The sequence below is a fragment of the Pseudomonas sp. Marseille-Q0931 genome (assembly GCF_940789645.1).
Classification (GTDB): Bacteria; Pseudomonadota; Gammaproteobacteria; order Pseudomonadales; family Pseudomonadaceae; genus Aquipseudomonas.
On record NZ_CALNWT010000014.1, the window covers coordinates 59,286 to 72,026 of the forward strand.

At 62.7% G+C, this 12,741-nt stretch carries 11 protein-coding genes; 4 read left to right on the plus strand and 7 right to left on the minus strand.

Going from position 1 to position 12,741, the window contains the following annotated elements; translation table 11 throughout:
* Positions 1–5 precede the first annotated feature (5 nt).
* Positions 6–2,957: an HD domain-containing phosphohydrolase gene (locus P3C50_RS20090; RefSeq protein ID WP_275547308.1), complete on the plus strand. Its 2,952-nt coding sequence runs from the start codon at positions 6–8 to the stop codon at positions 2,955–2,957.
* A gap of 80 nt (positions 2,958–3,037) precedes the next feature.
* Here P3C50_RS20090 and P3C50_RS20095 read toward each other — a convergent pair whose 3' ends face one another.
* Positions 3,038–3,379, minus strand: a complete 342-nt coding sequence (locus P3C50_RS20095) for a YggL family protein (RefSeq protein WP_197857872.1) — start codon at positions 3,377–3,379, stop codon at positions 3,038–3,040.
* 246 nt (positions 3,380–3,625) lie between these two features.
* Between P3C50_RS20095 and dacB the strand changes: the two genes are divergently transcribed.
* Entirely contained in the window at positions 3,626–5,062 is a 1,437-nt protein-coding gene (gene dacB / locus P3C50_RS20100; RefSeq protein ID WP_275547309.1) for a D-alanyl-D-alanine carboxypeptidase/D-alanyl-D-alanine-endopeptidase, read from the plus strand.
* A gap of 71 nt (positions 5,063–5,133) precedes the next feature.
* On the opposite strand, the gene rlmKL is transcribed toward dacB, so the two are convergent.
* Positions 5,134–7,380, minus strand: a complete 2,247-nt coding sequence (gene rlmKL, locus P3C50_RS20105) for a bifunctional 23S rRNA (guanine(2069)-N(7))-methyltransferase RlmK/23S rRNA (guanine(2445)-N(2))-methyltransferase RlmL (RefSeq protein ID WP_275547310.1) — start codon at positions 7,378–7,380, stop codon at positions 5,134–5,136.
* A 417-nt stretch (positions 7,381–7,797) separates the two neighbouring features.
* Between rlmKL and rmf the strand changes: the two genes are divergently transcribed.
* Positions 7,798–8,013 (plus strand): ribosome modulation factor, encoded by a 216-nt coding sequence (rmf, locus tag P3C50_RS20110; RefSeq protein ID WP_003244273.1) that lies wholly within the window; start codon positions 7,798–7,800, stop codon positions 8,011–8,013.
* Between the two features lie 81 nt (positions 8,014–8,094).
* On the opposite strand, the gene P3C50_RS20115 is transcribed toward rmf, so the two are convergent.
* Both P3C50_RS20115 and P3C50_RS20120 read right to left on the minus strand, forming a co-directional pair.
* Positions 8,095–9,117, minus strand: a complete 1,023-nt coding sequence (locus P3C50_RS20115; RefSeq protein ID WP_275547311.1) for a quinone-dependent dihydroorotate dehydrogenase — start codon at positions 9,115–9,117, stop codon at positions 8,095–8,097.
* Positions 9,118–9,204: 87 nt separating this feature from the next.
* On the minus strand, positions 9,205–9,426 hold the full coding sequence (locus P3C50_RS20120; RefSeq protein ID WP_197857868.1) for a DUF2835 domain-containing protein: 222 nt from the start codon (positions 9,424–9,426) through the stop codon (positions 9,205–9,207).
* A gap of 144 nt (positions 9,427–9,570) precedes the next feature.
* Here P3C50_RS20120 and P3C50_RS20125 point away from each other — a divergent pair, with 144 nt between their 5' ends.
* Positions 9,571–10,461, plus strand: a complete 891-nt coding sequence (locus P3C50_RS20125) for a DUF6685 family protein (protein ID WP_275547313.1) — start codon at positions 9,571–9,573, stop codon at positions 10,459–10,461.
* Between the two features lie 4 nt (positions 10,462–10,465).
* Here P3C50_RS20125 and recX read toward each other — a convergent pair whose 3' ends face one another.
* The 3 genes from recX to P3C50_RS20140 all read right to left on the minus strand — a co-directional run bounded on the left by recX (position 10,466) and on the right by P3C50_RS20140 (position 12,569).
* Entirely contained in the window at positions 10,466–10,927 is a 462-nt protein-coding gene (gene recX / locus P3C50_RS20130) for a recombination regulator RecX (RefSeq protein WP_275547314.1), read from the minus strand.
* 11 nt (positions 10,928–10,938) lie between these two features.
* Entirely contained in the window at positions 10,939–11,982 is a 1,044-nt protein-coding gene (gene recA, locus P3C50_RS20135) for a recombinase RecA (RefSeq protein WP_197857865.1), read from the minus strand.
* Positions 11,983–12,068: 86 nt separating this feature from the next.
* Positions 12,069–12,569 (minus strand): CinA family protein, encoded by a 501-nt coding sequence (locus P3C50_RS20140; RefSeq protein WP_275547315.1) that lies wholly within the window; start codon positions 12,567–12,569, stop codon positions 12,069–12,071.
* Positions 12,570–12,741 lie beyond the last annotated feature (172 nt).

A 12,741-nucleotide genomic window follows, 5' to 3' on the forward strand; every position in this document is an offset into this window, starting at 1 on the left:
GTGCGATGCTCAATACCGCCGTTGCGCGGGAACGCCGTTTCCCTCTGCACGTTCATATCAGTGTTCTGTTCACGCTTCTGCTGCTGTTCACCGGTGTCGTGCTGGGGTTGTTCAATTACCAGCAGACCAGCCGGCTGATTTTCTCCAGCAGCTCGACACTCTTCGAGCGCATCCAGCACGACGTGCAGCGCGATCTGGACAACACCTATCGCCCCATCCGCCACCTGCTCAGCCTGCTGGCGCTGCACCCGGCCGCCCAGGCGGAAACACTCGATGAACGTTTGGAAATGCTGCCGCTGTTCGTCCAGGCACTACGCGACAATCCCAAGCTGGCCTCGATCTATCTCGGCTACGAGGACGGCGACTTCTTCATGGTCAGGCCACTGCGCAGCGAGGCGCTCAAGCAGCTCTTCGACGCACCGGAAAACGCCGCCTATCAGGTCTGGACCATCGACCGCAGCAGCGCCGGAACCGAGAGCGACTATCTGTTCTACGACGGCTCGCTGAACCCGCTCAGCCGCCGCCAGAAGCTCAGCGAACCCTACGATCCGCGACAGCGCGATTGGTTCAAGCGCGCCCGCGGCGACGGCGGGCAGATCACCACCGCGCCCTACCTGTTCTTTTCCAGCCAGGAAATCGGCACCACCCTGGCCAGGCGCAGCGGGCTGACCACCGTACTCGGTGCCGACCTCACGCTCGACGATCTCTCCGCCACGCTGGCCACTCACCGTGTCACGCCCAACAGCCAAGTGGTGCTCGCCGACGCCGACGGCAACGCGGTGGCCTACCCGGAGAGCAACCGCCTGCTCAAGGAGGTCGAGGGCAAGGTATCGCTGGTCAAGGTCAGCGAACTCGACCCGGCGCTAGGTGAATTGCTGTCCGGCCACCTCAACGAACAGGACGAGGGCATTGTCGAACTGGCCAGACAACGCTGGGCAATGGCCCACCGGCACATTCAGGAAGGCGGCCCGCAGGGTCTGCATCTGGCGCTGCTGGTGCCCGAGCAGGAACTGTTGGCCGAGGCCTATCGCATCCGCTGGCAGGGCGCGTTGATCACTTTGACCACGCTGCTGCTGTGCCTGCCGCTGGGCTGGCTGACCTCGCGTCTGGTGGCCAAACCCCTGCGCAGCCTGGTGCAGGAAGCGCAGGCCATCCGCCGCTTCGACTTCAGCCACCCGGCCAGTGGCCGCTCGCCGATTCTCGAAGTCGACCAACTGGCAGTGTCGATGGGCAGCATGAAAGACACCCTGTCGAGCTTCCTCGACATCGCCGCCAGCCTTTCCGCGGAAACCCATTTCGACATGCTGATCAAACGGGTGATGGACGCCACCGTTTCCATCAGCGATGCGCAGGGCGGGCTGCTCTATCTGCTCGACAATGACAACGATAGACTGGAGCCCCAGGGACTGGTGATCGACGGTCAGAGCCGCAGCCTCGCCGAGCTGGGCATCCATGCACTGGCCCACGCAGATCCGACGCTACCCGCCTGGCTGCAACGCCCGGCCAGCGGCGGCGAAAGCGTTGCCACCTCCATCGGCTTCGATCAGGCGGGCGAATTTCAAGGACTGCTCTCGGCCATGGACAGCCCGCGCCTGCACTTGATCGCCGCCGGCCTGCACAACCGCCAGGGTGACACGGTCGGCGTACTGGTGCTGTTGCAACGCGATAGCGGCGAGAACAGCGAAAGCATGCTCAGCCGGGACCGGGTGGCCTTCGTCGACGCAGTCTCCGGCAGCGCCGCCCTGTGCATCGAGAGCCAGCGTCTGCTGGCCCGGCAGAAGCAACTGCTCGATGCCTTCATCCAGCTGATCGCCGGCGCCATCGATGCCAAGAGTCCCTACACCGGCGGCCACTGCCAGCGCGTGCCGGAAATCACCCTGATGCTGGCGCGCGCCGCAGCCGCGAGCGACGCACCCGAATTTCGTGACTACAACCCCAGCGACGAGGAATGGGAAGCACTGCATATCGCCGCCTGGCTGCATGACTGCGGCAAGGTCACCACCCCCGAATACGTGGTCGACAAGGCAACCAAGCTGGAAACCCTGTACGACCGTATTCACGAGGTGCGCATGCGCTTCGAGGTGCTCAAGCGCGATGCCTGGGTCGCCTACTGGCGTGGCCGCGCCGAAGGCGGAGACGACACCGCGCTGGCGGCCCTGCGCGACCAGCTGCTGAGCGATCTGGACGACGAATTCGCCTTCATCGCGCGCATCAACCTGGGTGGCGAGGCCATGGCCGATGCCGACCAGGCACGTCTCGGGCAGATCGCCGAAAGACGCTGGCTGCGCACTTTGGACAACCGCCTGGGCGTTTCCTGGGAAGAGGCCAAACGCCTGGAGCGCACGGCGACCGACGAACTGCCGGTGGAAGAGGCGCTACTGGCCGACCGCCTCGATCATCTGATCGAGCGGCCGGCTCAGGAGCTGATCGCGTCGGACAACCGCTGGGGCTTCAAGCTGGAGGTACCGCCCTACAAGTTCAACCGTGGCGAGTTGCACAACCTGAGCATCGCCCGCGGCACGCTGACGGCCGAGGAACGCTACATCATCAACCATCACATCGTGCAGACCATTCTGATGCTCGACCGCCTGCCTTTTCCCAGGCACCTGCAGAGCGTCACCGAGATCGCCGGCGGGCATCACGAAAAGATGGACGGCAGCGGCTATCCCAAGCGCCTGACGCGCGAGCAGATGAGCCTGCCGGCGAGGATGATGGCGATCGCCGATATCTTCGAAGCGCTAACCGCGGTGGATCGCCCGTACAAGAAGGGCAAGACGCTGTCGGAAGCGCTGAACATCATGGTAGGCATGTGCAAGGGGGCGCACATCGACCCGCAGCTGTTCGCTCTGTTCGTCCGTAGCGGCATCCATCGACGCTACGCCGAACGCTTCATGCGGCCCGAGCAGATCGATGAGGTAGACGAGCAGGCACTGCTGGAAAAGGCAGGCATTGTGTAGGAGCGGTTTTATTCGCGAATAAAGCGGAACGCCGCCCGTCCGCTCCTACAAGACCATGACCTGGATTGGCCGAACGCCGATCAAGCCTGGTTGATCGGGTTCTCCGGATACCAGACGTCCAACAGCGGACTGATTTCGTAGTTCTCCAGCTCGTCGCGGCCCTTGAGCCAGGCCTCGACGGCAGCGCGCTGCTCCTCGTTGACCGAGCCACGCTTGGCCAGGCAGACCAGACCGTAGTCTTCGCCACCGACGTAGTCCAGACCATTGCCGGCGATGGCCTGATCGAGGAACTGATCGACGAAGTCGTCGAGAGTCTGGTCGCTCAGGTCGGCCTTGAAGTTCAGGGTCAGCTCGAAGCCCAGCTCCTGGAATTCATCGACACAGAGCTTCTTGCGCAGACGGCGGGAACGGTTGGTCGCCATGAAACAATCCTCAAAGGTGATAACGCGCGGCACTCTAGCATTTTCGCCGGCCAAGCGCCCGTCTTGTGTTGCCTGGCACACCCGGGCACAGGTTGAACACCAGCTGTTTGCCGCGACGGTTTTAAACGGCTGGGGCCAACTACAGATCGGCTCTTGCGGCATAATGCCGGCAACTTTTCCCCGAGCCGGACGGTCGTTTGTCTGTCTCCCTCGTTGCTCCCGCCTGATTGCGGAAGGTTCCTGTCGATGATTCAGCGGTTTCGCCAACTGGCGCTGAGCGCCGTAATTCTCCCCCTCGCCCTCTCCTGCCATGCCGCCAGCGCCGCACTGCCTGCCAAGGTGGAACAGGCGCTGAAGGCCAACAAGATTTCCAACAACTCGCTGTCGGTGATGACCGTGCCGCTCGGCGGACAGACCGGCGGCCTGCAATTCAACGCCGATGTCTCGGTCAACCCGGCATCGACCATGAAGCTGGTGACCACCTATGCGGCACTTGAACTGCTGGGCCCAAATCATCAGTGGAAGACCGAGTTCTATGCTGACGGCCCACTGAAGGAGGGCGTACTGCATGGCAACCTCTACCTCAAAGGTGGCGGCGACCCAAAACTGAACATGGAAAAACTCTGGCTGCTGCTGCGTGACCTGCGCATCAACGGCGTGCGCCAGGTCCAGGGCGATCTGGTGCTGGATCGCGGTTTCTTCGTCGCACCGCAGTTGCCCGCCTTCAACGACGACGGTGGCGACGCCAACAAACCCTTCCTGGTCAAACCCGACTCGCTGCTGGTCAACCTCAAGGCGCAACGTTTCATCACCCGTGCCGAAGACGGCAAGGTGAGCATCGCCATGGACCCGCCCATCGCCTCGGTGCGTATCGACAATCAGGTCCGCCTGCTCAAGGCAGCCAAGTGCCCATCCTGGCCGGACATTCGTTACAACGCAGTGGAAGAGTTCGACGGCACCACCCTGATCGTCAGCGGCCAGCTCGCCGAAGGCTGCAGCGCGCAGACCTACCTGTCGCTGCTCGATCACCCCAGCTACGCAGCGGGTGCGGTACGCGGCATCTGGCAGGAGCTGGGCGGCAAGATTCTCGGCAAGGACCGCCAGGGCTCCGTTCCGGAAGACGCCCGCATGCTGGTTCGCGCCTTCTCGCCCGATGTGGTGGAGATCGTCCGCGACATCAACAAGTACAGTAACAACACCATGGCCCGGCAGCTGTTTCTCAGCATCGGGGCGCAGTTCCGCACCGAAGCCGACCAGGATGACTCCATGGCCGCGCAGCGGGTGATTCGCAGCTGGCTGGCACGCAAGGGCATCACCGCACCGCATCTAGTGATGGAGAATGGCTCCGGCCTGTCGCGCGCCGAGCGCATCAGCGCACGGGAGATGGCTCTGATTCTCCAGGCTGCCTGGCGCAGCCCGTACGCCGCCGAGTTCCGCAGCTCGATGCCGCTGGTGGCGATGGACGGCACCATGCGCAGGCGTCTGCAACGCACACCGCTGGTGGGCGAGGCGCATATCAAGACCGGTACGCTGAACAACGTGCGCGCCATCGCCGGCTACAGTCGCGACAGCAATGGCCAGGACTGGGCCGTGGTCGCCATCCTCAATGACCCGAAACCCTGGGGCGCCACCTCGATTCTCGATCAGGTGTTGCTGGAAACCTACAAACAGCCCAAGCGCTGACGCTTTTGTAGCCCGGATGCAATCCGGGGCTCTTTTGAACCTGAGCCCCGGATTGCATCCGGGCTACGCAGTCAGCGTGCGGTGAAACGCCAGGCGCGGTGGATCTTCGGGTTACGGGCGAAGTCCGGATCCAGGGTCTGCGCGCTGATCTCCTCGACCTGATAACGCGCCACCAGACTCTCGTCGAGCTGGAACTTGCGGAAGTTATTGGAGAAGTACAGCACGCCGCCACGGGCCAGACGCGCCATGGCCAGGTCGAGTAACTCGACGTGGTCGCGCTGCACATCGAACACGCCTTCCATGCGCTTGGAGTTGGAGAAAGTCGGCGGGTCGATGAAGATCAGATCGTACTCGCCGCGATCCTCGCCCAACCAGGCCATCACATCGCCCTGCTCCAGGCGGTGCTTGTCGGAAAAACCGTTGAGCGACAGATTACGCCGCGCCCAGTCCAGGTAGGTTTTCGACAGATCGACGCTGGTCGTGCTGCGCGCCCCGCCCTTGGCCGCATGTACGGTGGCCGTGGCGGTGTAGCAGAACAGATTGAGGAAACGCTTGCCGGCCGCCTCGCGCTGAATGCGCAGGCGCAACGGACGGTGATCGAGGAACAGCCCGGTGTCCAGATAGTCGGTGAGGTTGACCAGCAGCTTGACGCCGCCTTCGCTCACCTCCATGAACTGTCCCTGGGCAGCCTGGCGCTGATACTGCTTGGTGCCGGCCTGGCGCTCGCGACGTTTGATTGCCACCCGGTTCTGCGCCACACCCAGCGCCTGCGGGATCGCCGCCAGGGCATCGAGCAGGCGCGCCTGCGCCTTGTCCGGATCGACCGAGCGCGGCGCAGCGTATTCCTGCACATGCACCCAGTCAGCATAGAGGTCGACCGCCAGGGCATATTCCGGCATGTCGGCATCGTACAGCCGGTAGCATTCGACGCCTTCGCGGCGCGCCCACTTGCCCAGTTGCTTGAGGTTCTTCTGCAGGCGGTTGGCGAACATCTGCCCGCCCTCGCTCAGGCGTGCCTGCTCGACCGGCGCAGGTGCCGGCTTGATCGGATTGCCGTTGCGATTGAGTTTGGGCGCCTCGGCCTGCAACTCATTCTGCTCACGTTCACGCTCGCGTTGCTCCGCTGTGCGCCGCTCACCGGTGACGAACTGTTCGGTCTGCACCTTGATCAAAAGCAGCTTGCAGGCCAATGCACCGTTCCAGAAGGCATACTGCTTGTGGCTGCGCAGGCCCATGCGCTTGCCCAGTTCCGGCGCCCCGGTGAATACCGCCGCCTCCCAGCCCAGGCAGGCCTGACGCAGGCGCTCGCCGAGGTTCTGATAGAGGTACAGCAGGCTGGCTTCATCGCCCAGACGCTCACCATAGGGCGGGTTGCTGATCACCAGGCCTTTCTGATTCTGGTCCGGACGAGGCTCGAAACTGCCCAGTTCGCCCTGATAGATCTTCACCCAGTCGGAGAGGCCTGCGCGCTCGACGTTGTTGCGCCCAGGCTGGATCAGGCGCGGGTCTGCTTCATAACCGCGAATCCACAGTGGCGGCTTGGCCAAGCCCGCCGCCGCGCGCTGCTCGGCCTCGGCATGCAATTTCTTCCAGATGGCCGGCACGTGGCCGAGCCAGTTGGAGAAGCCCCAGCGTTCGCGTTTGAGGTTGGGCGCGATGTCGGCGGCCATCAATGCGGCCTCCACCAAGAAGGTGCCCACGCCGCACATCGGGTCGGCCAGTGCGCCACCTTCGGCTGCAATGCGCGGCCAGCCGGCGCGGATCAGCACCGCAGCGGCCAGGTTCTCCTTCAGCGGCGCGGCACCCTGCTGCAGGCGATAACCGCGCTGGTGCAGGCTATGCCCGGACAGATCCAGAGAAAGCACCGCCTCACCACGATCCAGGCGCAGATGTACGCGCAAATCAGGGTTGAGCTTGTCGACGCTGGGACGCTCGCCCCCGGCCGTGCGCAGCCGGTCGACGATCGCATCCTTGACCTTGAGTGCACCGAAGTGGGTGTTGTCGATGCCCGAGCCATTGCCGCTGAACTCCACTGCCAGGCTGCCGGCGGGCTCAAGATGGTCGCGCCAGTCCACTGCCTTGACGCCTTCGTACAACTCGTCGGCGTTGTTCATGGCAAAGCGCGACAGCACCAGCAACACACGGTTGGCCAGTCGCGACCAGAGGCACAAGCGGTAGGCGACTTCGATCTCGGCATGACCGCGGACTGCAGCGGTCTGCTCGCGAGCCTCCTCCAGCCCGAGCGCTTTGGCTTCTTCCAACAACAGGCCTTCGAGCCCCTTGGGGCAAGTCAGCACGATTTCGTAACGATCAGACATGGATGTTCCGCTGCCTATGGCAATCAGGGAGGTGCTTCGGCGCACCTCGACTCAAAATAAGTGACAAAAGGTCACAGTGCGACCCTTCGTCGGAATAAGTAAGCACTCTCATTTGCACTAGCAAATTGAGGGCATCGGTGCGCACAGCCAGCTATGGCGCCGCCTGGCCGAGCGACGCCTGACCTATCTCAAGCGTCCTTATGGCCACACCCTCACTTAGGTTACGCCCTTATGACAAATCGATCATTCACAGCCCCCGGTGCATTCGTTAGAACACTACCTAAGGCTTTCGCTGCAATGGCGAAGGCGCAGAAAGTTCGCCACGCCGGCAGCGGACTTTCGTAGGCAGAAAAATTTCTGCCTGGCCTTGCCACAAGGCCAACGGGACATAACAGTCAACAGTGAGGGCAACACCCTATGAGAAGACTTAAGCGTGATCCGTTAGAAAGAGCTTTTTTGCGCGGCTATCAATACGGCATCAATGGTAAATCCCGCGAACTCTGCCCCTTTACCCTACCTTCGGTTCGTCAGGCCTGGCTCAATGGCTGGCGTGAGGGCCGTGGCGACAACTGGGATGGGCTGACCGGCACAGCCGGTATTCATCGACTCAACGAACTTCACGCTGTCGGCTAATACAGGATCACTCCCGACTTCACCATGCCGACCCCCTCCGGGCGGCGGGCGCAAGCCCAAGGGCTCCTTCGGGAGCCCTATTTATTTACGCAGCGCAGCAATCGCATCCACGGCCTCGCGGATCAGCGCCGGCCCCTTGTAGATGAATCCCGAATAGATCTGTACCAGGCTCGCCCCCGCAGCGATCTTCTCCGCTGCGTGCCTGCCCTCGGTGATACCGCCTACCGCGATGATCGGTAAACGGCCGGACAACTCGCCAGCCAGCACCTTGACGATGTGCGTGCTCTTGTCACGCACCGGCGCGCCCGACAGGCCGCCGGCCTCGTCGCCATGAGCCAGCCCTTCGACGCCTTCACGGCTGAGCGTGGTGTTGGTGGCGATCACCGCATCCATGTCGGCGCCCAGCAGGGCCGATGCCACCAGCGCGGTTTCTTCGTCGCTCATGTCCGGGGCAATCTTGATCGCCAGTGGTACGCGCTTGCCGTGCTCCTGTGCCAGATCCTCCTGGCGACGACGCAGCGCCTCGAGCAGCTCCTTGAGCGAGTCACCGAACTGCAGGCTGCGCAGCCCCGGAGTATTCGGCGAGCTGACGTTGACGGTGACATAGCTGGCGTGGGCGTAGACCTTGTCCAGACAGGCCAGGTAATCGTCCACCGCGCGTTCGACCGGGGTGTCGAAATTCTTGCCGATGTTGATACCCAGCACCCCCTTGAACTTGGCTGCCCGGACCCGAGCGAGCAGATGATCGACGCCGTGGTTGTTGAACCCCATGCGATTGATCACCGCCTCGGCCTCCGGCAGACGGAACAGCCGCGGTTTGGGGTTACCCGGCTGCGGACGCGGCGTCACGGTGCCGATCTCGACGAAGCCGAAGCCGAGCTGAGCGAAGCCATCAATGGCATCGCCGTTCTTGTCCAACCCCGCCGCCAGACCGACCGGATTGGCGAACTGCAAGCCCATCACGTTCACCGGCAGACTGGCCGGCGCCTTGGTCAGCAGGCCATTGAGCCCCAGCCGGCCACCGGCACCGATCAGATCGATGGACAGCTCGTGAGAGGTTTCCGGGGACAGTTTGAACAACAGCTCGCGGGCCAGGGAGTACATGGGCAGGCTCAGCTCGACAGGTAGAGGGTTGGCAGGCCGGCGATTATAGCTGCGCAGGCATCGCCTGCGCGAGGCAAGCGCGCCAGATCAGTCCAAAGGGCGTAAGCTCAGCAACTCACCGGTATCGTTGAACTCCAGCACGAAGGAACCATGAATGCCGGTATGAGTCAGATACGGCCGCAGATGGTGGGCCGGCAAACTGACCCGGCGCCCGTCACGGCTTTGCGCCATAATGCGGTTGGCATGGCCACGGTAGATGGCCTGCAATCGTTCGGCCGATAACGCAATATCCAGCACCAAGCTGGGCATGGAGGCACCCTCGCAAATGAATGCGGCTATTTTGCCACAGACCTGCACAGCAGCTGGCGCTCTTACGCCGCGCTACGCTTTATGGGCAACAGTCGTCCGCGTCTGCCACACTGCAGTAGACGCTTCAGGAGCGATCTGCCGGCCATGAGCCTGTCCGAATCTTCAACCCTCAGCAGCCGCCTGGCCGCTCTTGCTCAACGCATGGGCTTGCTCGGCCGTGGCTCACGGCAGATTTTTGCCAGAGCTAGTGCCCTGCGCTTGCCGTTCAAACCGCTACCCGCGATGGTCGAAAGCATCTGCTGGCACCAGGGCCCGCAATTGCAGCTTCTGCTCAATCTGCCGCGCGGTGCGCTCTCCGGCCCGGTACAGGAAGACAAGGCCCAGGCCCACGCAGCCCTGACTCAGGTGGTGGAGGCGCAAACTCAGCACCTGCCAGCCTATGACCTGCGCATGATCGATGGTTTCGCCTGCGCCACTCCCGCACCAGGCTATGCATGCTTCGAAGACTATGCTGCGAGCGAACACTGCAAGCAGGTGCGCATCATCAGCTACAAGGATTTCGTCAGAACCATCAGCCTGGCGTTGCCGCGCTTCCTCGCTGGAGAGCCGATCGAACTGCGCCAGGCCAACTGGCGAGGCTCACGCACCTTCTGGTCAGGTGAAACGCAAGGCGAGTCGTTCGCCGGAGCGATCGCCTACGCACGCCGACGCGGGCTGGACGTGCAACTGCCAGCCAATCTGGTGCGTTATCGATTGAACGAAACAGGCCTGAATGACCTGCAGAGTCGTTATCACGTACTGGCCATGCCCGAGGCCGCCTGGAGCGATCCAAGCTTCATGGGGCTGCTACTGGACAATGCCATCCCCTACGCGCGACTGTCGTTGCTGAAGAAAGTCGGCACACCGGAATTCCTCATGCTGCCCAAGGAGCACCAGGACGCCACTGCTTTGGGCGAAGGTTTGCGCCTGGCCGGCGCTCCCGACGTACCGGAGCATCTACACAAGCTGAGCGTTCAACCTGAAGACGCGGAGTGACGAACTACTCATCACAACCGCGCAGCAAACGCCCGATCATATCCAGCGAATAACCACGGTAAGCTAGAAATCGGCCCTGCTGGGCACGTTCGCGAGCATCGCCGGGAAGCCGACCGGAGAACTTGCGCTGCCAGGTTGCACGCAGTTGCTCGAACCAGTCGATGCCACTTTCGCGCAGCGCCTGATCGATATCGCTGCGCGCCAGCCCACGCTGGCCGAGCTCTTCGCGGATACGCTGCGGACCATAACCGGCACGCGCCCGATAGGCGACGAAGCTCTCCAGATAGCGGGCTTCCGACAGCAGCCCTTCTTCCGACAAGCGCTGCAGGGCAGTCTCGATCATCTCTTCGGGAGCGCCGCGCTTGCGCAACTTGCGCGTCAGCTCGACGCGGCCATGCTCACGTCGCGCCAGCAGATCCATGGCCGCTCGCCTGACGGCGAGCGGGTTATCCAGTACGACGGTCATGCGTTGAGGGCTTAGAAGTCGACTTCTGCGTCAGCCAGATCGTCGGCGGAGGCTTTCGCCGGAGCGCTGCTGACCAGCAACTTCTGGCGAATCTGACCTTCGATCTCGCGGGCCACGGCCTGATTTTCTTCCAGGTACTTGGCGGCATTGGCCTTGCCCTGACCGATCTTGTTGCCCTGATAGCTGTACCAGGCGCCCGATTTCTCGACCAGGCCCTGCTGCACGCCCAGATCGATGATCTCGCCGTTACGGTAGATGCCCTTGCCATACAGGATCTGGAACTCGGCCTGACGGAACGGCGGTGCGACCTTGTTCTTGACGATCTTCACGCGGGTTTCGCTGCCCACTACTTCTTCGCCTTCCTTCACCGCACCCGTGCGGCGGATGTCCAGACGGACCGAGGAGTAGAACTTCAGCGCGTTACCACCGGTGGTGGTTTCCGGGCTGCCGAACATCACGCCGATCTTCATACGGATCTGGTTGATGAAGATCACCAGGCAGTTGGCGTTCTTGATGTTGCCGGTGATCTTGCGCAGCGCCTGGCTCATCAGTCGGGCCTGCAGGCCGACGTGCATGTCGCCCATTTCCCCTTCGATTTCTGCCTTGGGTACCAGCGCTGCCACGGAGTCGACGATGATCACGTCGATGGCATTGGAGCGCACCAGCATGTCGGTGATTTCCAGCGCCTGCTCGCCGGTGTCCGGCTGCGACACCAGCAGGTCATCGACATTGACACCGAGCTTGCCGGCATAATCCGGATCCAGCGCATGTTCGGCGTCGACGAAGGCGCAGGTGGCGCCCAGCTTCTGCGCCTCGGCGATAACCGACAGGGTCAGGGTCGTCTTACCTGAGGATTCAGGACCGTAGATCTCGACGATACGGCCTTTCGGCAAACCGCCAATGCCCAGAGCAATATCCAGACCCAGCGAGCCGGTGGAAATGGCCGGGATCGCCTGACGCTCATGATCGCCCATGCGCATGACCGCGCCCTTGCCGAACTGCTTCTCGATCTGACCCAGGGCAGCCGCCAAAGCGCGCTTCTTGTTCTCGTCCATTACATCCTCACGTATTCACAAGGGCCTAAGCGGCCGCCAACAACTGTATAAGTAGCCAGTATTATTCCACAGGGCAAGTCGCCCGCCTACCCCAATGCCGGATTTTCCTCTGCCAACAGGCGCAGAAGCCCGGCCAGCGCGGCCTCGACCGTTTGTCGGCGTACCTCGTCGCGACCTCCGGCAAACTGCTTGCGCAGGCTGTAAAGGCGCTCGCCGTCTCCCCAGGCCAACCAGACAGTACCGACCGGCTTCTCCGGCGAGCCGCCATCTGGACCCGCCACGCCACTGACGGCAACAGCGTAGCGTGCCCCGCTGTGCCCCTGGGCGCCGCGCACCATGGCTTCCACTACCTCCTGACTGACCGCGCCGACGCTGGCGAAAAGCTCGGCGCAGACTTCCAGTTGCCTGGTTTTCTGTGCGTTGGAGTAAGTCACGTATCCAGCCTCGAACCAGGCCGAGCTACCCGGTATGCGGGTAATCGCCTCGGCAATACCGCCACCGGTGCACGATTCTGCAGTGCTGACCTGAGCGGCCTGCACCTTCAGCGCCTGGCCGAGCTGCTCGGCCAACTGACTGATTCTGTCCATGTTCGCCTCCTTATCGAGTGCCCCACCCTACACATCTTGCGCCAGCAGTGGAAATGGCCATGACGGACAGCCGGCACAACACAGCGGCCAGCGATATCGCCGGCGTTTCGGGGTCCACGGCAAAGGCGAAGTATGGGAAGATTCCCCGTTTCGTCACACCCACCGCACGTAA

Coding starts and splice junctions, on each gene's coding strand:
- P3C50_RS20095 (WP_197857872.1), bottom strand. CDS start 3,379: ATGGCGACCAACCGTTCCCGCCGTCTGCGCAAGAAGCTCTGTGTCGAT.
- P3C50_RS20115 (WP_275547311.1), bottom strand. CDS start 9,117: ATGTACTCCCTGGCCCGCGAGCTGTTGTTCAAACTGTCCCCGGAAACC.
- recA (WP_197857865.1), bottom strand. CDS start 11,982: ATGGACGAGAACAAGAAGCGCGCTTTGGCGGCTGCCCTGGGTCAGATC.
- rlmKL (WP_275547310.1), bottom strand. CDS start 7,380: ATGTCTGATCGTTACGAAATCGTGCTGACTTGCCCCAAGGGGCTCGAA.
- P3C50_RS20125 (WP_275547313.1), top strand. CDS start 9,571: ATGAGCCTGTCCGAATCTTCAACCCTCAGCAGCCGCCTGGCCGCTCTT.
- dacB (WP_275547309.1), top strand. CDS start 3,626: ATGATTCAGCGGTTTCGCCAACTGGCGCTGAGCGCCGTAATTCTCCCC.
- P3C50_RS20140 (WP_275547315.1), bottom strand. CDS start 12,569: ATGGACAGAATCAGTCAGTTGGCCGAGCAGCTCGGCCAGGCGCTGAAG.
- recX (WP_275547314.1), bottom strand. CDS start 10,927: ATGACCGTCGTACTGGATAACCCGCTCGCCGTCAGGCGAGCGGCCATG.
- P3C50_RS20090 (WP_275547308.1), top strand. CDS start 6: ATGCTCAATACCGCCGTTGCGCGGGAACGCCGTTTCCCTCTGCACGTT.
- P3C50_RS20120 (WP_197857868.1), bottom strand. CDS start 9,426: ATGCCCAGCTTGGTGCTGGATATTGCGTTATCGGCCGAACGATTGCAG.
- rmf (WP_003244273.1), top strand. CDS start 7,798: ATGAGAAGACTTAAGCGTGATCCGTTAGAAAGAGCTTTTTTGCGCGGC.